This window comes from Streptococcus respiraculi (genome assembly GCF_003595525.1).
GTDB classification, from domain to species: Bacteria; Bacillota; Bacilli; order Lactobacillales; family Streptococcaceae; genus Streptococcus; species Streptococcus respiraculi.
In genome coordinates this window covers 1,321,076-1,345,776 of sequence record NZ_CP022680.1, presented here as the reverse complement: position 1 = coordinate 1,345,776, position 24,701 = coordinate 1,321,076, and the positions used below count along the sequence as shown (strand labels likewise).

Genomic DNA, 24,701 nt, shown 5'->3' with positions numbered 1-24,701 from the left:
GTACAAAGGAGGGATTATGGACCAACAAGCACATAATTTGAAACTGGCGGAGCGCGGGGCTATCTTATCAATTATCGCCTATGTAGTCTTATCAGGCGCAAAGCTAGCAGCTGGCTCCCTCTTTCACTCGGACGCCCTCACGGCGGATGCCTTTAACAACATTTCAGATATTATCGGCAATATCGCGGTGCTGATTGGGCTGAGAATGGCACAGAAGCCTGCGGATACCGACCATAAATTTGGCCATTGGAAAATGGAAGATCTAGCAAGTCTCATTACTTCTTTCATCATGTTTGTCGTTGGTTTTCAAGTTCTCCATAGCACTATTCAAAAGCTCCTCAGTAAGGAAGTCGTTGAAATTGACGTTATGGGGGCAATCGTTGGAGTCATCTCTGCTATCGTCATGCTTGCGGTCTATCTCTACAACAAAGGCTTAGCAAAAAAGGTGCGGTCAAAGGCTTTGGAGGCAACTGCCAAGGACAATCTGTCAGATGCCATGACCTCAATCGGAACTTCCATTGCTGTTTTTGCAGCGGCCTTTCAATTTCCGATTATTGATAAAATTGCAGCCATTATCATTACCTTCTTCATCTTAAAAACAGCCTACGGGATTTTCATGGAGAGTTTCTTCACCCTGTCAGATGGTTTTGATGAGGAATTGCTCCATAAGTATGAAACAGATATTCTAAAGCTGCCCAAGATTAGCGCCGTCAAATCCCAACGTGGCAGAACCTACGGAGCCAATATCTATCTCGACATTGTCCTTGAAATGAACCCTGATTTGTCGGTCTATGAGAGTCATAAGGTGACCGAACAGGTTGAACAACTCTTGATTTTAAAGCATGGAGTTTTCGATGTGGATATCCATGTAGAGCCGTCTGAAATTCCTCACGATGAAATGTATGAGCATGTCTTTGACAAGCTCTACCGCCTTGAATCAGAAATTCAAGCGCATGAAAAAGGCTATCAAGACCTGATTGAGAATAATTATCTCCTAATTGACGAAAAAGGACGCTCTCTCAACAAAGAAGAAATGCTCCAACACCACCAAGTCCAGTCCACCCATCTGACCAATTTCCAAATGGTCTCTATCAGTCAAAAATCAAAACTTGTCACCTTTGAAATTGGCGATATGGTCCACACCTCCCTCTGGCGCCGTCACGAAGTCTGGCAAGTCGTCTTTCATCAGATTACACAAAAAAGGAACTAGGTTACTAGCCCCTTTTTTATTGTGCACTTATATTGTAAATTCAAGCCCAAAAAACTAGAAGATTAAGTCCCCTTAGTTTTGTTTATCTTACTTCCCTTCAACTACTGCCACGATTTCCGCAACGAGGGCTGGATCGGTCACGCCTGTAATCTTTTCTACGACAGTTGCAAGGGAATCTTGAGCGAGCATCTCCTGCAATTCAACCGATTGGGCATCTGTTTCATCCTTATACTCAAAGATATAGCGTACGGTTTGAAGGAGGGCATCGTAGCTCAAGCCACGCTCACGTAGTTCACGGATTGGGCGAATAAAGCGCTCATCATAACCTAATTTACGGATTGGTGTGCGGGCTACACGCGCCACATCATCCACGATAAATGGATTTTCAAAGCGGCTGATGATGACTTTGTGGTAGTCTTCAAGTGCTACTTCCTCAAATCCCCATTTAGAAACGAGGAGGCTGCGAATTTCCGCTAAAACAGCTTCAACTTTTTCTTTAACAGTTGGATTTTGCAGAGCTTCTAAAATGGTTTGTGCGCCAAAATGTGCTCCAGTATAAGCTGAGGTTGCATGTCCTGAGTTAACAGAGAACAATTTCCGCTCAATAAATGGTTCAAGGTCTGCTTCATAGTGGACCTTATCCAGTTTCAAGTCAGGATTTTTCATGGCATGAGTTTCTACTACCCACTCATTGAAAGGCTCTACTACTACAAAAAGAGGATCTTCATGACTTTGAGCTGGGACAATACGGTCTACCGCAGCATTCGGGAATCCGATATGCTCTTCTGCAAAGGCCAAACCTGATTCGGACAAGTGTTTTTTCACTTCTTCATAAAGGAAACTTGATCCACCAATCATGTTTTCACAAGCTAGAATATCGAGCGGTTGTGTATTTCCTGCGTTCTTACGTGCTTCAATTCCTTGTGCTACCAATCCAGCAATAAAAGGCAGGATATTTGGACCAATCGCTGTAGTCACTAAATCTGCTTCTGCAATAGCTGCTACTACTTCCTCAGGGTGAGTAGCGTTGTTTATTCCACGTACGCTTGAGACAGCAATATGGCGTTGCCCTTCTTCTGCAATCTCAATTTCATAGCTTCCGCGCTCATTCAGAGCATCAATAATCCGCTCATTGACATCGACAAAAGCAATTCCAAAGCCATTTTCAAATAAAATTTCTCCGATAAATCCGCGACCGATATTACCGGCACCAAAATGTACTGCTTTTTTCATCTGAATCCTTCTTTCTTATTCGACACTGTTTAACAGAGCGACCACTTCTTCTTCTGACTGGGCATCAGCCAACTTCACCACATTGTCAACATCCGCACAGAAGATCGAGATTTTTTGGATGATTTCCAAATGCTCATCCCCAAGACCTGCAATCCCAAAGAGGACTGTTGCTATCTTTGGTTCTTCGTCTGTTCCAAAATTAACTCCTGCAGGGACTTGTACAATGGTAATACCTGATGAACGAACTTCTTTTTTCGCTGCATCTGTCCCGTGCGGAATGGCGATAAAGTTCCCCATGTAAACAGACAATTCTTCGTTGCGCTCAATCATCGCCTCGATATAGGCTTCGTTGACATGACCTGCATCTGCTAACTGGCGACCGCAAAAGCGAATTGCTTCTTCTTTTGTCGCAAATGCTTGCTTTAGTTGAATCAGTTCTTGTTGAAGTTCCATGTTAATTCTCCCATTGTTTGATTTTTTCATTGAAAATGGAATTCAGGAGTTGATAGATGATTTCCTGATTTCCGGTACGATAAATTTCGGTATAAAGGTTATTTTCGATAATAGACTGGCTGATAGCAGTCATCAGCTCTCGCATTTCTTCTTGCTCGCCGAGCTTGGTCAGCATGACCAAGACCCGCTGAACGGTTTCTGGCTGATTGTTCATTGACAAGGCCGTGACAGGTTGCGCTAGAGAAACAATTTGAAATTGGCTCTGAGTCACCTGACTGGACTGGGTGTGAACCAAGGCCAAATTGGTATTTGGAATAGCAAGCGGGCTCATCTCAAAACGAGAAATCAGCTTTCTGGCTAGATAGTCTTTGTCCTTGACAAAAGAAAGTTGAGCCACAATCTGCTGGACGGTTTCTTCAAAGGTAGCACCATTTGCCAGTTCATGAAGTGAGAAATGTGTCAGAAGATGGCTACTTCCTTGTAAGTAAGCCTGCAAATCATAATGCCTGTTGATCATAATTTCTTCACGAACAGCCACTGTCCGATTTTCCTGAATCGACTGCAAGGTTTCCTGCAATTCTAGAATTTCCTTAGTATTGGGAAAGGTTGAAATCACATCAATAGCAAGCTGCGGAACAGGCTTTGTCGCGAGAACATAATCATACTGCGATAACTGCAACTGTGCTAGATTGGTCGTGCTTTGCACGTCAATCCATTCCACAAAAGGCGCAATACTTTTAATCTTTGAAACGAGAACGCTGGTTGTCAAGGGGCGTTCATCAGTCACCAAGAGCATCCGAATTGGATAAATATCTGGACTTCTACGCAAACTAGAAGCAAAATGAAGAGTGACCAGTTCATACTCGTATTCATTATGGATATAGCTAGGAAAAATATCCTGTATAACTAGGCTCACCACACGATGTAAGAAAGGATTTTTCTGGGTCGCTAGATAGGCGACATTAGTGGTAGAGCGATCTGGAAAGAGGACTGGTACCGCTAGACTGAGGCGAACATGGTGAAACAATAAGGGAAAGAGGACCTTGTCTTTGACAAAGTCAATCTTTGTAAAGCGTGACACGCTGTCCACCAATTGGGAAATACTGTAATAAAAGCCACTGTCAAAGCTCTCACTAAACAAGGGGACTTCCTGCCGTTTGATAATGACCTCGTCTAAGATAGAAGCAAAATAGATGATTTCCTGAATGCTGTAAAAGTGCTTACTGGTCTTGGCCAAGTCTGCAAAGACTTTCTGGGCAAAATCAAGAGCCACCTTAGATACGTTGACCTGCTGGGTCAAGGTGTCCTGATTGTCTGCTAGTCCTAGCAGGATGATTAGAAATTCCTTGAGCTTTGGATCCAAGTCCCCTAGTAAGCTTTGATAACGTTCAAAGACCTGACGAACCTGATACATCATCGTAGCCTCTAAGACCGGAAAAGCACCATAGCGATCTGACCAAAAGTCCTGAATCGAAATGGTATTGCTCAGTAGAATAGCCAGAAAGCGGCGCTTCTGACTGCTCGTCCCTTCTACCCGATAGCCACGCTGACGCGTCAACTGTAAGTCAAAGACCAGTAAACGGCGCTCAATTTCTGCAATATCTTGAATCACGGTCACATTTGAGACCAAAAATTGCTCCTGAAACTGCTCATTAGTCACCACTTCCTGACTGGTCAGGAGTTGATAGGCCATTAGGACTAGGCGCTCGCTTGGTGTATAGGTCGTATCTGCTTGATAATCAGTCAAGGCAGCAAGATTCCCCGACAAATAGTATTTCTTACCGTCCTTGATCAATTGAATTTCTTCTTTAGAAAGGCTCTCGGTCAAGTCCGACAAGGTCCGATACACCGTCCGTGACGACACTTGCAAGATATCTGCCATTTCCTTTAAGGAAAGCTTTCCTACCTGGAGGAAAGCTTTCATCAGTTGTTCTTCTCGTTTGGTTAGTAACATACTTTCATTATACTACAGTTGCTGTAGATTGTCTGTTGAGATGACAATTTTTTAATGGATTAAGCCAGCTGCTAGTTTGTCATATTCTGGTGTGGTCACAAGGCTGTCAACGACCAAAACTTGGGCATGAGGTGCTACTGCTTTTACCTGTGCTTGACTTGCAGGAGTTGTGACAATCAAACTAGTCTTGACATTGTGAGCTGACAAGTCTGCATACGGTAGGCTAACAATTGGAGTCGCAATTCCCTTATTCTTAAAGATTGTACTCAAAGTTGTTTGGCCCATTGTTGCTGAGCCTTGGGCATCTCCATAAGGAAAGACAACTTGTTCAACTACTTTCAAATCTGCTGTTGCCGTTTCAGCTGCTGCTTCTGCTGGAGCTGATGAAGGTGTAGCAATTTGATTGGTTAATTGAGCGATGATTTCATCGTATTTTGGTGAGGTAAGGAAATTATCAACCGCTACGTGAATCGCACGTGGAGTACGTTGTGCTGCACGATCTGCCAATTCTTCCTGTGTGATAATAAGTGTATGATCTGTATCTTGAAGATTGGCAATCGCCTTATTTGTCACTGGGATACTCAATCCTGCTTTTTTCACCTTGTCGCGAAGCAAGGACGCCCCCATAGCAGAGCTTCCCATACCTGCATCACAGGCAAAGATGATTTGATGAACATTATCTGTTGTTACATCGTTTGATACGGCTACTTGCGCTTGGCCTTTGGCAACCGCTTTTGCTGCTTTAGTGGCTGCTTGGGCTGATTCAAGAGAAGTTCCTTCTGACTTATCTGCTTTTAAGATGATAGAAGCTACTAGGAAGGAAGCCACTGCTCCCGCAAAGACACCGCCCCAAACAGCTAGAAGATTAGCAAAGTAGTTTCCTTCTTTTGGTACAAGACCAGTGATAGCAATGATTGATCCTGGTGAAGATGCTCCTACAAGACCTGCATTCAACAATTGGAAAGTGAAGGTACCAGATACACCACCTGCGATTGCAGCAAGGAAAAGAGCTGGTTTCATCATCACGTATGGGAAGTAGATTTCATGGATACCACCGAGGAAGTGAATGACCATTGCTCCCCATGAAGACGATTTTGCTGAACCTTTGCCGAACAAAGCGTAGGCAAACAAGATACCAAGACCAGGTCCAGGGTTTGCTTCCAAGAGGAAGAGAACTGATTTTCCAACTTTCAATACTTGCTCTGTTCCAAGCGGTGTAAAGATACCATGGTTAAGCGCATTGTTTAAGAACAAAACTTTAGCAGGCTCGATAATGATATTCGCTAATGGTAAGAGTTTCATATCAACAATCGTCTGAACTCCATCTCCAATAGCTGTTGTCATGCTGGATACGAATGGACCAACCACTTTAAAGCTGATGAGCATAAGGGCAAAGCCAATCAAGCCTGCCGAGAAGTTGTTGACCAACATTTCAAATCCAGGGCGAATCTTTTCTTGGAAAGCTTGGTCAAATTTCTTGATGACCCAAGCACCAAATGGACCAACCAGCATCGCACCGATAAACATTGGTACTTCTGAACCGGCAATGACCCCCATGGTCAAAATGGAACCGACCACACCACCACGTTGACCGTAAACATTGTAACCACCTGTGTAACCAATCAAGAGCGGCAACAAATATTTAATCATCGGACCAACGATCGTTGCAAAAGTTTCATTTGGCAACCAACCTGTCTCGATAAAAAGAGATGTCAAGACCCCCCATGCAATAAATGCCCCAATATTAGGCATAACCATATTTGATAAAGTCGTTCCTAGTTTTTGGATCCGAACTTTTAATGAAGAATTTTCCATCATTTCCTCCTAAATTTTTCTGATTTTATTATACACTCACCTCTGACAGAAAAAAACTCAAATCTTGTCACAAAAATTTTGACAAAGAGACAAAACAATAAAAGACAGGAACTATCCTGCCTTTCACACTTATTTTTTCTTAATCACATCTGTGGCGACATCTTCTCCGAACCATTTGTCAGAGATTTTTTGGAAGCTACCATCTGCATACAATTCTTTGAAGGCGGCGTTAATCTTATCTACCAAGGTCGTATCTACCTTACGAGCACCGACCGCAAAGGCTTCTTTCTCAAAACCAGCATCAATAATATTGTAATCCTTGATCAAACCTTCTTGCTGCAAGTAGTAATTCGCATAGACACGATCAATCAAGAGCCCGTCAATACGGTCATTTTTCAAGTCAATCAAGGCTTCATTAAAGGTTGCGTATTGGGTTGCTTCATTGTTTTTTACAAGATCTTTTAAGATAGCTGACTGTGCTTCAAAAGCTGCATAGCCAGACGATCCAGCTTGGGCTCCTAGCACCTTGTCTTTCATATCCGAACTTGCGTCAATCTTAGATGATTTCTTGGTGACCAAGACCTGGAGGTTTTCCATGTAATCATTTGAAAAGAGAACCTTTTCCCGACGCTCATCTGTTGCGGAATACCCATTCCAAATTAAATCAATGTTGCCATTGTTTAACTCTGTTTCTTTTAAGTCCCAGTCAATCGGCTGCCATTCAATGGTAATCCCATATTTGTCAAAGACTGCTGTCGCTAGGTCAATATCAAACCCTGTATACTGACCATTTTTTTCTTCAAATCCCATTGGGACAAACGTCTTGTCAAAGCCAATCGTGATTTTTTTGCTTTCTTCATAGCTAGACCAGCTGTCTTTTTTAGCTGCTGAATCGCTAGCCCCACACGCTGTAAGCGCAAGACCTGCTAACATACCGACTGTAGCGATTACAAGTGATTTCAATTTCATAATTCATTCCCCTTTTTACAGATAGACTCTAATGTTTGGGCTCAATCTTGATAATCTCATCAGCGATGTTTTCCGCAAACTGCATGTCATGGGTGACGACAATCTGCGTAATACCCGTTCTGCGATTTTCAAGAATGAGATTCTCCACTTCTTTACGTAACTCAGGGTCAAGTGCTGAGGTTGGTTCATCATAGCCAATCATCTCAGGGTCAATCATCATGGCACGCGCCAAGGCGACACGCTGCTTTTGCCCACCAGATAAGGAATACGGATAGGCATCCGCATGACCAGCTAGACCAAGAGTTTCAAGCAATTGACGGGCTTTGCTTTCAGCCTCACTACGAGAAGTATTCTGCGTTTTAATGGGCGACAAGACCAAGTTTTCCAACACCGATAAATGTGGGAATAACTGAAAATCTTGGAAAACAAAGCCCAACAAATGTCGTTTTCCCAACTCCTCTAAAGGCAGTTCTTCTCCATTATAAATCAACTGACCAGAGTCAATCGTCTCAAGTCCTGCTAACATCCGTAGCAGTGTCGTTTTTCCACCACCAGACTGACCAACGATGGCAAGGATTTTCCCCTCAGGAATCACGAGGTCATAGTTGGAAAAAATCTGTTTATGACCAAATCTTTTGGAAAGATTGCGTAATTCTAACATAAGACCTCCTATCTATAATAATCAAATTTTTTCTCAATCTTATTGGCAACAAGGGTCACCAGACCAATCATCACCAAGTACAAGGCACCTGCGATAAACATCGGCGCTAGACTAACATCGCGGTTGGCTGCTGTCCGACTAGCAAGAAGCAGGTCGTTGACCCCCAGCGCATAAATCAAGGACGTATCTTTGACCAAGGTCGTCACTTCATTGAAGACACTCGGTAAAACAATTTTCACCACTTGAGGCAAGACAATGTAGCGAATGGTCTGAACAGGCGTAAACTTCAAGACTTTTGCTGCCTCATACTGACCAGCAGGAATCGCTTCGATTCCTCCACGGAAGATTTCAGAGAAATAGGCCGCATAATTCAGCGTAAAGGTGATAATGACCGCAGGCATCCGATCAAAGGTAATTCCTACACTTGGTAAGACATAATAGACAAAAATCAACTGGAGCAACAAGGGCGTCCCCCGCATAATGAGTACATAAACATTCAAGAACCAGAGTAAAGGTTTGAATGGAATTTTCATCAAAAAGGCTACTAGCGCTCCTAATGGAAGAGACAGGAGCAAGACCCAGACAAAGACTTGTAAGGATACCAAAGCCCCATTTAATAAGCTCGGTAAAATCTCGATAATATATCCCATAATCTCCTCCAAAATAATAATTAAACCCTAGTATAACAGAAATTTCAGAAAATTAAAAGACCTTTTTCTGTATTTTTATAAGATAAAGTGAAAAAATATACCGTTGTCTGTTAAATCTGCTCAGCTAAAAAACCACTGCTACTGTGAAAATTTTTATACAGATTGCCTATTCATGCTTATCTTTATTCTTCTATCTTTTAATCATAAAATGAGTGTAACCAATCCATCCTACAAACAAAAATCCCCGTAGCTGGGCTACGAGGATTGGATTTTATTCAACCGTAACGGCTTTGGCCAGGTTACGTGGTTTATCAACGTCTAGTCCGCGTTGAAGAGAGGCGTAATAGGCAATCAATTGGGTTGGAATCACCATTGAAATGCTTGAGAGGAATGGATGAACCTTGTTGACCACGATGTCATCATCTTCTCGCTCCAAGCCTTCTTCAACAATGGTTAAGCTGTGTGCCCCACGGGAAACGACTTCTGCAATATTTCCACGAGTATGCGCCGCAACTTTCTCACTAGCTGAAATCAAGGCGATAACAGGTGTACCATCTTCAATCAAGGAGATGGTTCCGTGTTTCAACTCACCAGCCGCAAATCCTTCACATTGGATATATGAAATTTCTTTTAATTTGAGTGCAGCTTCAATCGTCACATAATAGTCATTGCCACGACCGATGTAAAAGGCATTACGAGTAGTTGCAAGCAGCTTTTCAACTTTTGCTGCAATCATGTCTTTTTCAGACAAGGTTGCTTCAATTGACTGGGCCACAATAGACAATTCATGCACCAAGTCAAAGTCAAGCGCTTCTTTCTTGCCATTTGCTTCTCCAACTGCTTTTGATAAGAAAGCAAGGGCCGCCACCTGAGCAGTGTAAGCCTTAGTAGAAGCTACCGCAATTTCAGGACCTGCATGAAGAAGCATGGTATAAGTCGCTTCACGTGATAGGGTAGAACCTGGGACGTTAGTAATGGTCAAACTTGGAATGCCCATTTCATTGGCCTTGACGAGAACCTGACGGCTGTCTGCTGTCTCACCAGACTGGGTCAAGAGGATAAAGAGCGGTTTCTTGCTCAAGAGTGGCATGTGGTAGCCCCACTCAGAAGCCACACCCAATTCAACTGGTGTATCTGTTAAAGCTTCAATCATGTTCTTAGACGCATAGCCTGCATTGTAAGATGTTCCTGCCGCAAGAATGTAGAGGCGGTCTGCTTCCTGAACAGCTTTGACAATGGCTGGCTCAACCGTCATCTGACCATCCGTATCAGAGTAAGCGCTAATCAACTTACGCATCACGGTTGGTTGCTCATCGATTTCTTTTAGCATGTAGAAAGGATAGGTCCCTTTACCGATGTCTGATAAGTCAAGTTCTGCTGTATAACTACCCCGCTCGATTGGAGTGCCATCATAGTCCATAACTTCGACACTGTCTTTGGTTACAACGACCAATTCTTTATCGTGAATTTCCATATATTCACTAGTTTCACGAATCATGGCCATAGCATCTGAACAGACCATGTTGTAGCCCTCTCCAAGACCAATCAATAGTGGGGACTTGTTTTTAGCAACATAAATCGTATCAGGATTTGCAGCGTCAATCAAGGCAAAGGCATACGAGCCTTGGATAATGTGAAGCGCTTTTTTGAATGCTTCAAGCACAGACATGTTGTCTTCTTCAACAAATTTACCAATCAAGTGCACTGCAATCTCTGTATCTGTCTGCCCCTTGAAATCATGATCTTGAAGATAGGTATTTTTCATTTCAAGATAATTTTCAATCACCCCATTGTGGACAAGAACAAATCGTCCTGTTTGTGAGGTATGAGGGTGAGCGTTATCTTCCGTTGGTTTTCCGTGAGTTGCCCAGCGGGTGTGACCGATTCCGATTGTCCCTTCTACGCTATCTCCGACCTTGGCTGACAAGTCAGCAATACGACCAACGGATTTGACTAAGTGTCCTGTTGCTCCACCTGTCACAAAAATTCCCGCTGAATCATACCCACGGTATTCCAATTTTTCAAGTCCTTGAATTAAAATATCAGTTGCATTTGCATTTCCAACAACACCAACGATTCCACACATACAAACTACCTTCCGTTTCTAGTAAGCTTTTTTTGAATACTTAACAAATTCCAACATTAATCCTTTTTGATATTTTCTTGGATAGTGCGGACGCAAGCAACTCTCTTCGAGATTTCGTTGCTATTTTTTGATCCTAAGGTCTCAAAAAATGTCGTTCCTACAAAAATATCAGATTTTGATTCACTTCGCTCCCCACTCTTTCAAACTCAGTATCAACCAATAGTCCTGTAGGCTATTGCTACCTGATTTTAGAGAGGAAAACAATGAAATGCTGTTTTTAATGTTGATTAAGTAAATTGGTATAGTCATATTCTTTGTTGATAAAACCAATAAAACTAGTATATATAAAAGATTTTCATTTGTCAAACACAAAATTGGTCTAGTCTAATGCTCTATAAAAATCAAATTCTACCTAGCGCTAGTTCCTATAAACCGCAGAGTAACGGAGGTTAGCTGAGGATTATTTTATAATCTTTCAGAACATAGACAAACCCCATTAAGGATAGAAAAATTTTTTATTTTTGAGGTTGACTACCATATAACAGAAACTCTTAGAAATGCCGATATAGGGGTATTGTTAAGAGTTGTTTATTTCTCAAATAAAAGAAAAAAGATTGACGAAAATTGTCCAAAATGGACTTTTTCTTCAATCTAGAGGATTATTTCACAATCCTTATTTCCAACCTTCAACAGTACGCCGGACTAATATTAGGTGAGGATTAGAACATCGTTATACTCAATGAAAATCAAAATTAGCCTTTAATGACTTTCTTAGATGGTTCGGGCATAAACTCCCTTTTTCTATCACTATTCATTCCAGTTACTGAGAAATCATCTTATTAAACTTACTTAGCTTGCTCTATTTTATAGCAAAAAATAAGTAGTGATAGATAAAATGGCTATTTTTGAAATTAAATGAGTATTGAGTCGCTTTGATGAACGCTAGCTCTATCTACTGCTCCTTACCTTGTCTTATTCCTTTCTCAATCCACTATCGTTTGTGAAGAAAAAAACTAACCCTACTTATGGGTTAGTCCGATATCGATAAATCCAAATTCACCGACTGGACTGACTCGGAAAGTCAGACGACCGATGACTTGTTTAGATGAAATCAAGCCAAGTGTGCGACTATCTTCGTGGTTGGTGCGAATGTCATTGAGAATCCAATAATTCTTTTTCTCAAGCCGAGGGACAATGACATCTTCTGTATAGTAGTCTTGATGATTGGCTGACTTACTGAGGTAAGTTTCCTCGACAATTTCATTGTTACGGTACAAAACATCGTCCATGTAGGTCACGCTATCACCCTCCTTGGCAATAATCCGACCGACATGTTCTGCTCCATCTACTTGATATAGGACAAAATCGCCGTATTCGAGTTCCCTTCCTTTTACTGCAATGATGACATCATCTTCTTTGAGGTACTGGTTAGCCATTTCCTTGGTGATGGTGACTGGTTCAAAGACCCAGATACGCAGTGCGATAAGCCCCAAGACCAACAAGCCAATAATAATAATGCGATGAATAAAATCCCTTTTTGCCATACTTCTCTCCATTTCTCTATTACTAGTATAGCATATTTTCTCAAAAATTACCTAGGACTTTCTCCCATGATTGCGGCATACACCCTATCTGCTATTAGCTGATTGCCTAGCGGGGTCAAATGCAGCCCGTCACTATAATACTCTAAGCACCCTTCTGTCAAGGGATAAAAATTGATCCACTCTAGTCCGCGTTCTTCAGCGATTCTAGGAATAATCTCCTGCAACTCGGTGCGTACAATGTCATTATTCAGTCCAAATCGGCTGGTCGGAACATACGGAGGGACCAAGAGATAGACATCTGGTTGACTGGGCATTTTCAGGTAACGATCGACCAGCTCGCCATATTCCTTGGTAAAACGCTCTTTATTCCAATAAGGACCCCTGCTATCATTACTTCCAATCATGATGATGACAATATCTGCCTCACTTTCAAGCGACAACTGGGCATTTTTTTCCTGTAAGTAGGGATAATCCGAGGTAGACTGCAAAGAACGGCCACTCAGACCAAAATTTGACACCTGATAATGATTCCCTAATTTTTCAGCCAAAATGCTGGGATAGGCGTCGCGTTCTCTGTCTTCTAACCCATAACCATAGGTCAAACTATCACCAACAGTCGCAACCTTGATCGCTCCATTTCCAATCGTTAGGACTTCTGGGTACATTACATCTGACATATCTTCTCCTTTTTTTCTATTCTATCATTTTCAAAAAAATAAAGAAACCCTCTTGTCTTTGTGCTATACTAGAGATATGAAACATAAAAGAATAATCATTATCGGTGGGGGAATCGTTGGCTCTACTGCTGCTTTTTACCTTACTCAACATCTTGATATACAGGTCACACTAATCGATGATGGAACAGGAAATGCAACACGGGCTGCTGCTGGTATCATCTGTCCGTGGCTCTCGCAGCGCCGCAACCAAATCTGGTATCGCCTAGTAGATAAGGGAGCAGCCTTTTATCTGGAATTGATGCAGGATTTAGAAAAAGCTGGGATGAAAGACCTTCCTTACAAACAGACAGGAACCTTGGTCTTTAAAAAGAAAGAGTCTCTGCTTAGCAAATTAGAAACTATGGCACAAGAAAGAAGAAAACAGTCTCCAATGATTGGGCAACTCGAAGTGCTAAAGGGGCAAGGTTTAAAAAACCGAGTCCCTCCTCTTGTAACAGACCAAGGCGCTGTCCTCACACATGGTGGTGGACGAGTGGACGGTGGGCAACTCTTAGACCAACTGCAAGAACTATTTCAACAACAGGGAGGGCAGTTTATCATAGGACAGGCTCAGCTCTTGCCTGATAAGCAGGTCCAGGTAGGCACAACTATTTATCCCTATGACGAGATTATCTTAGCAGCGGGTGCTTGGTTACCAAACCTCCTCACTCCTTTTGGCTACGAGGTCGATATTGCACCTCAAAAAGGGCAATTGCTAGCACTTGAGACAAAATTTGAGACGGATAACTGGCCTGGCTGTATGCTCCACGGGGAAATCGATATTCTCCCCTTTGAAGAAGGAAAATTAGTCATTGGAGCGACCCATGAGAATGATCAAGGCTATGATCTGTCGCTTGATTTGGACAAAATTCAGCAGATGAAAGAAGTTGGAACGTCTTTTATCCCTGATTTAGCCCAATACGATATCAGCCATACGCGCGTTGGTACTCGTGCCTATACCTCGGACTTTCTGCCTTTCTACGGACGACTATCAGACCAACCGTCGATTTTAGTAGCAAGCGGTCTTGGCTCTTCTGGCCTGACTTGTGGTCCTTTTATCGGCTGGCAACTAGCCCAGACCATCCTTGGACAAAAGACAGGGTTTGATGCCACCCCCTATTCCCCAGATGCTTATATCACCGTCAGATAAAGCGACTAATACCCAAAATCCCTCTTCCGAATGAATGGAAGAGGGATTTTAGAAGGTTAGAATGTGATACTATTCTACAATCAACATAGATTTAATGACCTTACGGTCTGCCATGTCTTGGTAGGCTTGGTTGACATCGTCTAGAGCATAGGTCTGCGTAAAGACACGTCCTGGGTTGATATCACCGTCAAGTACGGCTTTGAGCAAAACTTGCTTGTTATAGGTCGTTACAGAGGCTGAGCCACCTGCAACTGAGATATTTTGGGCAAAGGTTGAGCCGAGTGGACGGCTATTATAATGCGGTACACCCACAAAACCAACACGTCCGCCATTGTGAAGAACTCCTAAAGCTTGCTCGATTGCGGCTTCTGTTCCCACGCATTCAAGCGCAGCGTCTGCTCCACCGCCTAATAGTTCACGAACCTTGGCAATGCCTTCTTCACCGCGTTCTGCTACAACGGCTGTTGCACCTGATTCTAAAGCCATAGCCTGACGATCGGCATGGCGACTCATCAAGATAATCTGAGAAGCTCCCATCATTTTAGCCGCAATGACCGCACACTGACCAACCGCACCGTCACCGATGACCACGACCTTGTCTCCACGTTGGACATTTGCGACACGGGCTGCATGGTATCCTGTTGGCATAACATCTGCCAGAGTAAGCAGAGACTTGAGCATTCCTTCTGAATAGTCAGACGGCTGTCCTGGTACTTTCACCAAGGCCCAATTTCCATAGTGGAAACGCAGGTATTCGGACTGGAAACCACCGCCCCAGTTAGTCGGTGCTGGATGATTGTCACAGGTCCCGTCAAATCCTGCACGGCAGGCATCACAATGCCCACAACCATGCGTAAACGGCACGATGACAAAATCACCCGGCTTGACCGTGGTAATCTCGCTTCCAACCTCTTCAACAATTCCCAAGGCCTCGTGACCAGAGTTCATTGAATGTGCATCCTTGTCATCTCCGTGCGAATAAGACCAGAGATCTGACCCACAGACGCAGGCTCGAACGATCTTGATAATCACATCGTCCTTTTCTTGAATCTGAGGCTTGTCTACCTCACCGATAATCATCGAACCGGCTTTTTCAAAAATTGCTGTTTTCATCTTCTTTCCTCACTTTCTTTGCCAAAGTGTCTCTAGTATACCACTTGGAGTGCACTCCAAGTCAAGTCTGTTTTTCAGAATATTATTTCTTTATTTTTAACAATAGATAAGCCAGTACACAGGCAAATGCCATTAAGCAGCTACTGATATAAAAAGGTGTGATGAAGGTTTCAATCTGGAATTTTTCCAATAATTTTGTCAGTAAGACAGGTGTCAAGACAACCCCGATATTGCCTCCTGTAATAGCAAGACTGATCACAAAATGGACTTGTTCTTTCGGAAATTGCTTGGAAATATAATAAAAATTAAAGGACATAATGCCGACAAAACTCATTCCTACTAGGATACTAGCAAGGATAAAGAGTGGCAAATGGAAAGGAAGAGTGAAGAGGAAGTTGCCAAGCCCCATTGCAACGAGAACCGCAAATAAGGTCGCATCACCTAATTTCTTTACAATCGGTCCAAAGAAACAACCTGTAATAATCCCGCTGAATGCCAAAATCGTGAGCAACTGACTAGACAAAGTCGTTGAAAAGCCGTACTGGGTCACAAGGAGGCTTGGAATTTTAATAGTCGCACCGATATAGCTGATGCCGACTAGGAAAGTTAAGGCAACAACCAATCCCACCTGATAATTCCAGGTAAGGGCATCTTTGACTGCCACCTGATTCTCTTTTGACTCAGGGACATTGAGATAAAAGAGAATTAGGACAGGAAAAGCAAGCACATAAACTAAAAAGGTATAATTAACTCCAATCAACAAAGCATAGCCCGCCACAAAGGTAGTCAAGGCCTTTCCGATATTGAGAAAAGCCGTCCGCAAGCCAATCATCCGAGCCCGCACTTCGCCCTCGTAAAAATCGCTAATCAAACTGATAGACAGCGAATTATAAAGCCCAATTCCGACTCCTAGCAACAAACGACATAAAAAAATAAGAGGGAAGGAGGTTAAAAAGGTCGGTAAGGTACCAAAGAGACCAATCAATCCCAAACCCAACAAAACGGTCTTCTTCGTTCCTAACCAAGAAACCACCAAATTACTGAGCAAGACTGTGATGGTAATCATCACAGCAGGAACCGTCACCAAGCTCTCCACCGAAGCAAGTCCTAAACTTGCATTCTTAGCATGATAATAATCATAGAGCTTTGGAATCGCTGGTGCAATAGCCAGATGAGACATTAAAAAGATGGAAATCACCAAGAGTGAAAATCGCATCATAGCATTATTTTTCATGATTTCTCCTTTTGTTTTATCTAATTTAAGGTAAAAACTTGTATCATTATACACTGAAACAAGTCGAGAAACAAGTTTTTACCCCCTCTTTGATACACAAAAACCTTACTCAGTAAAAGAAACTGAGCAAGGTTTTTCATATTTAACATCCCTTATATTACAGGAAGAAAGATAGAATCAATCCTCCAATAATGCCACCAACTAATGCGGCCGCTAAATTCGGAATTGCTTTATTGAGTTTGCCTCCACGAGTCAGTGTTGAGAAAAATACCCCTACACCTGCTGCAAGCCCCATATCAATCCAAACAGAACCCGTTTGAGTAATCATTGGTTTTGGAATTCCGTGGTTCATTGCCCAAACCGTTCCAACGATAAAGGCTGCTGCAAGCCAGCCACCGATAGCTCCCCAGTGCTCAACCATTTTTCCCCAAATCATTTGAATGACAAAAGGGAATACAAATCCACCTACTATTGTAGCAATTGCTTGTTGAATCGTCATTTTGTGTCCTCCTCCCTATTTCTTCGCATCCTGTTCCATATCATCTAGGATTTTAGCAGCAACAATGCCTCCTAAAGCAGCACCAAGAGCTACTAATAATAGAGTAGGGACAGAGCCAGCAACTTCACCCCAACCGAGCAAAAAGCCGTCTCGACAAATACCACAAATGGCAATACCAAGCCCCATATCCACAAAAGCTGCATCATCATCTTGTTTAATCAATCCAACGTAGTGATTCATGAACCACATTGGACCAATGATAATAAATGCTGCAAAATAGCCACCTACAATACCATAAGCATTTGCAAAAGCTCCCCAAACACTCATTACAATCATACCAGCAATCATGTAACCTAGTGTTGATCGTAAAAATTTCATACTATCTCTCCTTTAAGTATCCTAACTTCTTCACAAAACATTCAAATAGTTTCCACGAAGATTCTGCACCAGGATCCCGATGTCCGATTGCACGTTCACCTAAGCGAAGCGCACGACCTTTTTTAGCAACAATATTGTCCGTGCTTTCTGCACCTTGTTTCATTAGTGTCAAAGCTTCTTGCATTACTGCTACAACATCTTCCGTTTCTTTATGCTGAGTTAAATACTCCATTGCTGGAAGCAAGGCATCAATCATAGTTTTATCACCAAGCTCTGCTTTCCCACGATTTTGTACTGCTGTCACCCCAGCACTATACATATCTACAAATTCTGCAAAGGTTACTTCCGACTTGTTCTGTGCGGCTGTTCCCATTTTAAGGAAAAAACTACCATACAATGGACCAGAGGCACCACCGACTTTTCCAAGGAGAGACATGCCCACTTTTTTAAATAAACTAGAAATAGTTTCAGAAGTTTTGTCAAAGTTCTCTAATTGTTTACTAACATCACGGAAACCAATACTCAAGTTAATACCATGATCTCCGTCTCCAATATTCGAATCTAATGAAGTGAGATAGTCACGTTCTATTTCAATCATCGCAGCCATTTCTTCGATGACAGATGTAAAATAGTTCATATCGAATTGTGTCATTCTTGTCACTCCTATGCTTTGTAGTAAGGTGTATCACATGGCAAATCGAGTAATTCTTTCAATTCTGCATCCACCCGAAGTAAGGTAATAGACATACCAACCATATCCATTGATGTAGCAAAATTTCCTACCAATGACTTATGAATCGTTATTTCATCAGTTGTTAATAACTCATTTAACTTGCGGTAGCAGATATATTGGTCCATAAGCGGTAGACCACCTAGTCCATTTACCAATACAGCTACTTCATCTCCAGCTGCCAAGTCTGTATGTTCTTTAATATAAGTATAGATTTCTTCTACAACTTCATCAGCTGAGCGCAATTTTTCACGACGGATACCTGGTTCACCATGCAAGCCCATACCGACTTCCATATCCCCGTCTTCCATATCAAAAATTTCTTTTCCAGTTACTGGTAAGGTAGCAGATGATAAGGCAACACCCATTGAGAAGGTATTTTCATTTGCACGTTCTGCTACAGCCTTTACTGCATCTAGGTCATAACCTTTAGCAGCTGCGGCTGCGGCTACTTTAAATACAAATAAGTCTCCAGCTACTCCACGACGATCCTCAAAGTTTTCAGATGAAATCAAGTCATCTTTGACAGTAACTGTTTCAACCCGAATGCCATCATCAGCTGCCAATTCCGCACCCATATCAAAATTCAAGACATCTCCTGCATAGTTACCATAGAGATAAAGACATCCTTTGCCACTATCCACTGCTTTGACAGCATTATAACATGGTTCTGGAGATGGTGAAGTGTTAACATTACCGACTACGGCAGCATCTGCAAAATCCTTTCCTACATAGCCTAGGAATAGTGGTTCGTGACCAGAACCGCCACCTATAATGATTCTTACGCGAGGTTCTTCACTTAGCTGTTGACTAACCACTACACGGTCATCGTGTTCTAATAATTTGACATAGGTAGGGTTCGCTGCTGCATAGCCTGCAAGCATTTCTTCTACTACATTGTAGCCGTCGTTAATGAGTCTTCTCATGAGATGTTCCTCCAAAAATTATTTATTTAAAGATATTTCTTCCAATATGTCCTTGGTACAAGCTCCAATAGAGGCTTGTACTGCTCCAATAAATGCACCTTCTATCAGCGGGGCATCAAATAATGTCACTTTCTGTCTATCTTCTTCTAAGTCCAGCATTTCTATGGCTGTTTCCGAACTTAAAATAGAGCTTCCAATGTCGGCAAAAATATAAATTTCTTCACATTCAGAGCAGGCAACTAGATGTTCATAAATCGTAATCGCATTAGTCCCTAAACGACCATCTCCTGTTCCACCTGCCGAAATAATTTGTACTGCTGAAGAGTCAATCATTTCCTCTAGCATTTCCTTTAATCCCTCTGAAATCTTTTCAGAATGGGATACCAAAATGATGGCTTTCACCTATTTTCCTCCATATCTTTTATCTGATAAACCAGTCGAATAATTTCTGCAAAATGATGAGGATTATGTCCAAATCTTCCAACAAAGACACCATCAACATTTGCATCCTTGACTAAACTTTTCGTATTTTCTTTACTAACAGAACCACCGTAAATAATTCTAACAGCATCCGCCACTTCTGCTCCACATTCACGAGTGAGAATAGCACGAATGATACGATGAGAGTCCCAAACATAATTATCGTCCGCTGCTTCAGCTTGACCAATCGCCCAAACTGGTTCATAAGCAATCACTAAACGCTTAAGATCACACTGACTGATACCTGATATAACTGTTACTAACTGCTGGGTAAAATATCCCTGCCTTACTTCTTCTGTAGAACGTTCAGGATCTCCGATACAAAGAACTGGAGTGACTCCTAATTCAAAAGCTAGTTGTATTTTCTGACGAATGAGCTCATCTGTTTCGCCAAAATACTTACGCCTTTCCGCATGACCTAGCTCAACATAGGAACCACCTATATCCACAAGCGATTCAATCGAAAATTCTCCTGTCATTGCACCGTTAGCAATCGGTGCAATATTCTGTGCACCATACTCTAGCTTAGTCCCTTTCAACATAGCAGCTGATTGGTGGAGAACTCCTAAACTCGGAAAATAAAACAAATCAATATCTACATCAGCTAATAAATCCAGTTCTTCTAAAAAAACATTCAGATATTCTTTCTCTAAGGTAGCTGTATTACGATAATTCTTTTGACTCAGCCCTACAATGGGTCGACGCACAACATTTCTGTCTTCTAGCATTTATTTTCCAACTCCATTACTTGAGCAATTTTTTCAGAAGAAGGACTTTCAACAAAATGCTGAGCTAAAAATGTCGTAACAAGTTCTGCTGCCAAAGCTGGACCAACCACCTTAGACCCGATTGTAATAATATGAGCGTTATTACTCAATTCAGCACGTTTTGCAGAATACACATCATGTACTTGTGCAGCACGAATCCCTCTTACTTTATTAGCTGCCATAGCCATTCCGATCCCTGTACCACATAGTAAAATTCCTTTTTGAACTTCACCTACTAAAATACCATGTGCTACCTTTTCAGCAATTCCTGGATAATCAATACTATCTTCAGAGTAACATCCGTAATCCTCTACTTCGAATCCATTATCAGCAAGTACCGTTTTAATAAATTCTTTTAATTCAAAAGCATTATTATCTGCTCCAATTCCAACTTTCATATAGCACACCTCTCTAAAATCTAAAAAATTGTACACCACAATGATACCGCTTTCTTTTGTTTTTGTCAACGTTTTTTATCTTTTGATAGACAAAAAGAAAGAAAAGCGAAAGAAAAACGAAAGTTTTTTGAAAATAAATATCGTTATTTTTTTCACATTACTTACTTTATATACACGAAAACCTCTAAGCAGACTTATCCTGCTTAGAGGTTTTCGTGTTTTATATATGCTTTTACTTGACATTTTCGTCTAATTTCGCTATGATAACCGCAAGCAAGCTCTAACGGGAGAATCATTATGTACCAGGAAGAACGACATAGAAAAATACTTGATATTTTATCTCAGAAAAAAAGTATCCGCGTTAAAGATTTAAGTGATGAGCTGGGAGTATCTCTTGTCACCATTCGAAACGATCTAACAATCCTTTCTCAGAAAAAACTCGTAGATAGAAGCCACGGAAAAGTGAGTGTCATTGATTCTCTCAATTTTCCGGCACACACTTCCTATAATTTTAGAAGTAAAAAAAATGATACCTTAAAAAAACAGATCGCCAAAAAAGCATTTGACCTGATTCAAACAAATGAGTGTATTCTGATTGATGCCAGCTCAACCGCCTATGAATTGAGTAAGCTCATTAGTCAGTCCTCTCTGAGACTAACCGTTTTAACAAACGGTATGATGACAGCTGAACTATTGAAGGATGTACCCAATGTGACAACCATTATCATAGGGGGGATTCTCAGAGGCCGCTCAAACGCAATTGAAAGCACCTTAGGAACAGAGATGCTTACTAAAATGAATATCAACAAGCTATTTATATCAGCCCATTCCTTTAATTTGACAGATGGTTTATCTGATTTCAATATTTATGAAGTTGAGTTGAAAAAGACAATGGTGAAACACTCAGAAAAAGTCATTGCCTTAATTGATTCCTCAAAATTAGAAAATACATCTGTTGCAACATTTCTAGGTACAGAGGCTATTGACACTTTTATTACAGACAATAATATTCCAGAGGATATTTTAGAAAAATATCAACAATATGGTTTACATATTATCTAAGAGAGCTAGAAAAGCCTTCGTGATTTCACGAGGCTTTTATTTTATACTTATTTTACAGTACGAACACGCATTGTATTAGTTGAACCTGCAACCCCAACTGGAAGCCCTGCAACAATGACAATGTCATCACCTGATTGAACAAGTCCAGCTTTGATTGCTTCACGTTCTGCCAATTCAAACATATCATCTGTAGAAGCTGGTTTGTCTGTCACAATTGGAATAACTCCCCAGTTAATCATCAATGATTTTTGAACTTCTTCTGTAAAGGTAACTGCCAAGATATCTGCATTTGGACGGTATTTCGAAATTGAACGTGCTGAGAATCCAGTTTCAGTAACCGTTACAACCAATTTAATATTCATTGAGTGACATGCGTCGCGAACAGCAGAGGCAATAACTTCTGTCTTGCTTGTACGTTCAAATGTTGAAGAATCCAAACGGCTGTATTCTTCCAATAGAGTTTGCGCATTTTTCGCAATCGTTGCCATAGTACGAACTGACTCAACTGGGTATTTACCGTTTGCTGACTCACCTGAAAGCATCGTTGCATCTGTACCGTCGATAACAGCATTGAAGACGTCTGATACTTCTGAACGAGTTGCACGTGGTTTTTCAGTCATGGTTTCAAGCATGTTTGTTGCAGTGATAACTGCTTTCCCAGCTGCATTTACTTTAGTGATAATCATTTTTTGGTAAACTGGAACCATTTCAAATGGTACTTCGATCCCCATGTCACCACGGGCAATCATGATACCGTCTGCTGCTTCGATGATTTCATCGATGTTATCGATACCTTGTTGGTTTTCGATTTTCGCAAACAATTTCACGTGCGCATTACCAGTTTCTTCACAGATTGCACGTACTTCGTTGACGTCTTTTGCAGTACGAACAAATGAAATCGCGATGAAGTTCAATCCTTGCTCAAGACCGAAACGAATATCTGCATTATCACGCTCAGCAAGTGCTGGGAAAGGAATTTTAGTGTAAGGAATGTTTACACCTTTTTGTTTTGCGATAACACCGTCATTTTCAACGGTTACTTCAAATTCACGTTTTTCATCGTCTTTCGCAAAGACACGAAGACCAAGTTTACCATCGTCGACAAGGATTTGTTTTCCAACTTCAACGTCGTCATAGATGTCAAGAGCACCTGCAACGTTTAAGGCAATCACTTCACGAGTTGATTTGATTCCCTGTTTTGTCGCAACACGAAGTGTTTCACCAGTTGTGTACTCATATTCTTTTGCGTCGCCTTCAAACAATTCTGTACGGATTTCAGGACCTTTTGTATCAAGCAAGAAACCAACTTTTTGACCAGCGATTTCTTCAGCACGACGTACTGTTGCCATACGGTCACCTTGCTCTTGGTGGTCACCATGTGAGAAGTTGAAACGAAATACGTTTGCGCCTTCTTTGATCAATTCAGCGATTTTCTGAGCCGATGCTTCAACATCAAGTTTTTCACCCCAGTAGCCGTCTTCACCGAATTTTTTACCACCACGGATTTCAACCGCAGGACCTAATGTAGCAACAAGTTTTACGCGTTTATTCATGATTTATTTTTTCTCCTTTTTTGCAACAAGTTTATATGAACTGTTTGAGATGATTAGTAACGAGACAAGCTACGAGCTAATCCAGCCAACTTCGCATCCCCTTTGTGCGGGTTGTTGACAATAATCTTACCGTCTTCACCAAGGCAGAAAAGAGCATTTTCTTCTTTCGTACCAAGGATTGGGTTAGCCACAAGTTCATCTTTATGAACACCAACTGCAAGTCCACCTTTGCCTTCTTTTAGAAGTTCAACAGCATATGCTCCCAAGCGTGACGCAAGAACACGGTCGCGAACGGTTGGACGACCACCACGCTGAATGTGACCAAGTTCGATGGCACGAAGGTCGCTTGTATCGCCAGCTTCTTTCAATTTTTTCGCAAATTCATGAGCAGACATCACACCTTCTGCAAGCATAACGATATTGTGGTTTTTCCCTTTTTCGTATCCTTTGCGGATGCTTGCAACTACGTCTTCAATCTTGAAGTCTTCTTCTGGTACGATAATTTCATCTGCACCGATTGCAATACCTGTCCAAAGAGCAATGTCACCTGCATGGCGACCCATTACTTCTACAACGAAGGTACGACGATGGCTCATCGCTGTATCACGGATTTTATCTACCGCATCCATAACGGTCATACATGCAGTATCAAAACCAATGGTAAAGTCTGTACCTGGAATATCATTGTCGATGGTACCTGGAATACCAATTGCTGGGAAACCATGCTCTGTCAAGCGCATCGCACCGTGGTAAGAACCATCACCACCGATAACAACAACACCTTCGATACCATGTTTTTTCAACTGCTCAATTCCTTTTAATTGGCCTTCTAATTGAGCAAACTCTGGGTAGCGGGCTGAATACAACATGGTACCACCAGTACCTAAAATCCCGCTAACACCTTCTTTTGTCAAAGGAAAAATATCTCCAGCCACCATACCGGCATAGCCGTAGTTAATCCCGAAGACTTCCATCCCTTCTGAAATTGCTTTCCGAACAACTGCACGAACGGCAGCATTCATACCAGGGGCGTCACCACCACTGGTCAAAACAGCAATACGTTTCATTTAACTAATGCTCCTTTTTTTCATTTTTAACTGTATCATTATACCACATTTAC

General features: G+C 41.7%; 24 protein-coding genes. 3 read left to right on the top strand and 21 right to left on the bottom strand.

Features of this window, described 5'->3' with window-relative positions; genetic code table 11:
• The first annotated feature begins 16 nt into the window (after positions 1-16).
• Positions 17-1,210: a cation diffusion facilitator family transporter gene (locus tag CHF41_RS06605; RefSeq protein WP_119876534.1), complete on the top strand. Its 1,194-nt coding sequence runs from the start codon at positions 17-19 to the stop codon at positions 1,208-1,210.
• Positions 1,211-1,297: 87 nt separating this feature from the next.
• On the opposite strand, the gene CHF41_RS06600 is transcribed toward CHF41_RS06605, so the two are convergent.
• The 10 genes from CHF41_RS06600 to CHF41_RS06555 all read right to left on the bottom strand — a co-directional run bounded on the left by CHF41_RS06600 (position 1,298) and on the right by CHF41_RS06555 (position 13,252).
• Complete coding sequence (locus CHF41_RS06600) at positions 1,298-2,443, bottom strand: mannitol-1-phosphate 5-dehydrogenase (protein WP_119876533.1); 1,146 nt, start codon at positions 2,441-2,443, stop codon at positions 1,298-1,300.
• 15 nt (positions 2,444-2,458) lie between these two features.
• Complete coding sequence (locus tag CHF41_RS06595) at positions 2,459-2,896, bottom strand: PTS mannitol transporter subunit IIA (RefSeq protein WP_119876532.1); 438 nt, start codon at positions 2,894-2,896, stop codon at positions 2,459-2,461.
• Between the two features lies 1 nt (position 2,897).
• Positions 2,898-4,850, bottom strand: a complete 1,953-nt coding sequence (locus CHF41_RS06590; protein ID WP_119876531.1) for a BglG family transcription antiterminator — start codon at positions 4,848-4,850, stop codon at positions 2,898-2,900.
• A gap of 51 nt (positions 4,851-4,901) precedes the next feature.
• On the bottom strand, positions 4,902-6,668 hold the full coding sequence (locus CHF41_RS06585; RefSeq protein WP_119876530.1) for a PTS mannitol transporter subunit IIBC: 1,767 nt from the start codon (positions 6,666-6,668) through the stop codon (positions 4,902-4,904).
• A gap of 126 nt (positions 6,669-6,794) precedes the next feature.
• The gene (locus CHF41_RS06580) at positions 6,795-7,634 is read right to left on the bottom strand and encodes an amino acid ABC transporter substrate-binding protein (RefSeq protein WP_119876529.1); all 840 of its coding nucleotides are present in this window, start codon (positions 7,632-7,634) and stop codon (positions 6,795-6,797) included.
• A 28-nt stretch (positions 7,635-7,662) separates the two neighbouring features.
• Positions 7,663-8,295 (bottom strand): amino acid ABC transporter ATP-binding protein, encoded by a 633-nt coding sequence (locus CHF41_RS06575; RefSeq protein WP_119876528.1) that lies wholly within the window; start codon positions 8,293-8,295, stop codon positions 7,663-7,665.
• Between the two features lie 8 nt (positions 8,296-8,303).
• Complete coding sequence (locus CHF41_RS06570; protein WP_119876527.1) at positions 8,304-8,945, bottom strand: amino acid ABC transporter permease; 642 nt, start codon at positions 8,943-8,945, stop codon at positions 8,304-8,306.
• A gap of 271 nt (positions 8,946-9,216) precedes the next feature.
• A complete protein-coding gene (glmS, locus tag CHF41_RS06565; protein ID WP_119876526.1) occupies positions 9,217-11,031 on the bottom strand; it encodes a glutamine--fructose-6-phosphate transaminase (isomerizing) in 1,815 nt (604 codons plus the stop codon).
• Positions 11,032-12,050: 1,019 nt separating this feature from the next.
• Entirely contained in the window at positions 12,051-12,575 is a 525-nt protein-coding gene (lepB, locus tag CHF41_RS06560; protein ID WP_119876525.1) for a signal peptidase I, read from the bottom strand.
• A 47-nt stretch (positions 12,576-12,622) separates the two neighbouring features.
• Complete coding sequence (locus CHF41_RS06555) at positions 12,623-13,252, bottom strand: GDSL-type esterase/lipase family protein (protein ID WP_119876524.1); 630 nt, start codon at positions 13,250-13,252, stop codon at positions 12,623-12,625.
• Positions 13,253-13,328: 76 nt separating this feature from the next.
• Here CHF41_RS06555 and CHF41_RS06550 point away from each other — a divergent pair, with 76 nt between their 5' ends.
• Positions 13,329-14,441 (top strand): NAD(P)/FAD-dependent oxidoreductase, encoded by a 1,113-nt coding sequence (locus CHF41_RS06550; protein ID WP_119876523.1) that lies wholly within the window; start codon positions 13,329-13,331, stop codon positions 14,439-14,441.
• A 69-nt stretch (positions 14,442-14,510) separates the two neighbouring features.
• On the opposite strand, the gene CHF41_RS06545 is transcribed toward CHF41_RS06550, so the two are convergent.
• The 9 genes from CHF41_RS06545 to CHF41_RS06505 all read right to left on the bottom strand — a co-directional run bounded on the left by CHF41_RS06545 (position 14,511) and on the right by CHF41_RS06505 (position 20,966).
• Positions 14,511-15,554 carry a zinc-binding dehydrogenase gene (locus tag CHF41_RS06545; protein WP_119876522.1) on the bottom strand — a complete coding sequence of 348 codons (1,044 nt, stop codon included), beginning with the start codon at positions 15,552-15,554 and terminating at the stop codon, positions 14,511-14,513.
• Positions 15,555-15,636: 82 nt separating this feature from the next.
• Entirely contained in the window at positions 15,637-16,788 is a 1,152-nt protein-coding gene (locus tag CHF41_RS06540; protein WP_119876521.1) for an MFS transporter, read from the bottom strand.
• A 157-nt stretch (positions 16,789-16,945) separates the two neighbouring features.
• On the bottom strand, positions 16,946-17,287 hold the full coding sequence (locus CHF41_RS06535) for a Lin0368 family putative glycerol transporter subunit (protein ID WP_119876520.1): 342 nt from the start codon (positions 17,285-17,287) through the stop codon (positions 16,946-16,948).
• A 15-nt stretch (positions 17,288-17,302) separates the two neighbouring features.
• Positions 17,303-17,665 carry a Lin0368 family putative glycerol transporter subunit gene (locus CHF41_RS06530; RefSeq protein WP_119876519.1) on the bottom strand — a complete coding sequence of 121 codons (363 nt, stop codon included), beginning with the start codon at positions 17,663-17,665 and terminating at the stop codon, positions 17,303-17,305.
• Position 17,666: 1 nt separating this feature from the next.
• Positions 17,667-18,317: a dihydroxyacetone kinase subunit DhaL gene (dhaL, locus tag CHF41_RS06525; protein WP_119876518.1), complete on the bottom strand. Its 651-nt coding sequence runs from the start codon at positions 18,315-18,317 to the stop codon at positions 17,667-17,669.
• 11 nt (positions 18,318-18,328) lie between these two features.
• Positions 18,329-19,321 carry a dihydroxyacetone kinase subunit DhaK gene (locus tag CHF41_RS06520; RefSeq protein WP_119876517.1) on the bottom strand — a complete coding sequence of 331 codons (993 nt, stop codon included), beginning with the start codon at positions 19,319-19,321 and terminating at the stop codon, positions 18,329-18,331.
• Positions 19,322-19,339: 18 nt separating this feature from the next.
• On the bottom strand, positions 19,340-19,723 hold the full coding sequence (gene dhaM / locus CHF41_RS06515; protein ID WP_119876516.1) for a dihydroxyacetone kinase phosphoryl donor subunit DhaM: 384 nt from the start codon (positions 19,721-19,723) through the stop codon (positions 19,340-19,342).
• Positions 19,720-20,529 carry a triose-phosphate isomerase family protein gene (locus CHF41_RS06510; RefSeq protein ID WP_240622941.1) on the bottom strand — a complete coding sequence of 270 codons (810 nt, stop codon included), beginning with the start codon at positions 20,527-20,529 and terminating at the stop codon, positions 19,720-19,722. The genes dhaM and CHF41_RS06510 overlap by 4 nt, the downstream gene beginning before the upstream one ends.
• On the bottom strand, positions 20,523-20,966 hold the full coding sequence (locus CHF41_RS06505; protein ID WP_119876515.1) for an RpiB/LacA/LacB family sugar-phosphate isomerase: 444 nt from the start codon (positions 20,964-20,966) through the stop codon (positions 20,523-20,525). Before CHF41_RS06505 ends, CHF41_RS06510 begins: the two co-directional genes overlap by 7 nt.
• 297 nt (positions 20,967-21,263) lie before the next feature.
• On the opposite strand from CHF41_RS06505, the gene CHF41_RS06500 reads away from it, so the two are divergent.
• Positions 21,264-22,028 (top strand): DeoR/GlpR family DNA-binding transcription regulator, encoded by a 765-nt coding sequence (locus tag CHF41_RS06500; RefSeq protein WP_119876514.1) that lies wholly within the window; start codon positions 21,264-21,266, stop codon positions 22,026-22,028.
• A 47-nt stretch (positions 22,029-22,075) separates the two neighbouring features.
• Here CHF41_RS06500 and pyk read toward each other — a convergent pair whose 3' ends face one another.
• Together pyk and pfkA are read right to left on the bottom strand one after the other, a co-directional pair.
• Positions 22,076-23,581: a pyruvate kinase gene (pyk, locus tag CHF41_RS06495; RefSeq protein ID WP_119876513.1), complete on the bottom strand. Its 1,506-nt coding sequence runs from the start codon at positions 23,579-23,581 to the stop codon at positions 22,076-22,078.
• A gap of 53 nt (positions 23,582-23,634) precedes the next feature.
• On the bottom strand, positions 23,635-24,648 hold the full coding sequence (gene pfkA, locus CHF41_RS06490; RefSeq protein ID WP_119876512.1) for a 6-phosphofructokinase: 1,014 nt from the start codon (positions 24,646-24,648) through the stop codon (positions 23,635-23,637).
• Positions 24,649-24,701: the final 53 nt, after the last annotated feature.

Coding starts and splice junctions, on each gene's coding strand:
- CHF41_RS06580 (WP_119876529.1), bottom strand. CDS start 7,634: ATGAAATTGAAATCACTTGTAATCGCTACAGTCGGTATGTTAGCAGGT.
- CHF41_RS06585 (WP_119876530.1), bottom strand. CDS start 6,668: ATGATGGAAAATTCTTCATTAAAAGTTCGGATCCAAAAACTAGGAACG.
- pfkA (WP_119876512.1), bottom strand. CDS start 24,648: ATGAAACGTATTGCTGTTTTGACCAGTGGTGGTGACGCCCCTGGTATG.
- CHF41_RS06600 (WP_119876533.1), bottom strand. CDS start 2,443: ATGAAAAAAGCAGTACATTTTGGTGCCGGTAATATCGGTCGCGGATTT.
- CHF41_RS06545 (WP_119876522.1), bottom strand. CDS start 15,554: ATGAAAACAGCAATTTTTGAAAAAGCCGGTTCGATGATTATCGGTGAG.
- CHF41_RS06530 (WP_119876519.1), bottom strand. CDS start 17,665: ATGAAATTTTTACGATCAACACTAGGTTACATGATTGCTGGTATGATT.
- glmS (WP_119876526.1), bottom strand. CDS start 11,031: ATGTGTGGAATCGTTGGTGTTGTTGGAAATGCAAATGCAACTGATATT.
- CHF41_RS06570 (WP_119876527.1), bottom strand. CDS start 8,945: ATGGGATATATTATCGAGATTTTACCGAGCTTATTAAATGGGGCTTTG.
- pyk (WP_119876513.1), bottom strand. CDS start 23,581: ATGAATAAACGCGTAAAACTTGTTGCTACATTAGGTCCTGCGGTTGAA.
- dhaL (WP_119876518.1), bottom strand. CDS start 18,317: ATGACACAATTCGATATGAACTATTTTACATCTGTCATCGAAGAAATG.
- CHF41_RS06520 (WP_119876517.1), bottom strand. CDS start 19,321: ATGAGAAGACTCATTAACGACGGCTACAATGTAGTAGAAGAAATGCTT.
- CHF41_RS06540 (WP_119876521.1), bottom strand. CDS start 16,788: ATGAAAAATAATGCTATGATGCGATTTTCACTCTTGGTGATTTCCATC.
- CHF41_RS06605 (WP_119876534.1), top strand. CDS start 17: ATGGACCAACAAGCACATAATTTGAAACTGGCGGAGCGCGGGGCTATC.
- CHF41_RS06595 (WP_119876532.1), bottom strand. CDS start 2,896: ATGGAACTTCAACAAGAACTGATTCAACTAAAGCAAGCATTTGCGACA.
- CHF41_RS06500 (WP_119876514.1), top strand. CDS start 21,264: ATGTACCAGGAAGAACGACATAGAAAAATACTTGATATTTTATCTCAG.
- CHF41_RS06555 (WP_119876524.1), bottom strand. CDS start 13,252: ATGTCAGATGTAATGTACCCAGAAGTCCTAACGATTGGAAATGGAGCG.
- CHF41_RS06535 (WP_119876520.1), bottom strand. CDS start 17,287: ATGACGATTCAACAAGCAATTGCTACAATAGTAGGTGGATTTGTATTC.
- CHF41_RS06550 (WP_119876523.1), top strand. CDS start 13,329: ATGAAACATAAAAGAATAATCATTATCGGTGGGGGAATCGTTGGCTCT.
- lepB (WP_119876525.1), bottom strand. CDS start 12,575: ATGGCAAAAAGGGATTTTATTCATCGCATTATTATTATTGGCTTGTTG.
- CHF41_RS06575 (WP_119876528.1), bottom strand. CDS start 8,295: ATGTTAGAATTACGCAATCTTTCCAAAAGATTTGGTCATAAACAGATT.
- CHF41_RS06505 (WP_119876515.1), bottom strand. CDS start 20,966: ATGAAAGTTGGAATTGGAGCAGATAATAATGCTTTTGAATTAAAAGAA.
- CHF41_RS06590 (WP_119876531.1), bottom strand. CDS start 4,850: ATGTTACTAACCAAACGAGAAGAACAACTGATGAAAGCTTTCCTCCAG.
- CHF41_RS06510 (WP_240622941.1), bottom strand. CDS start 20,529: ATGCTAGAAGACAGAAATGTTGTGCGTCGACCCATTGTAGGGCTGAGT.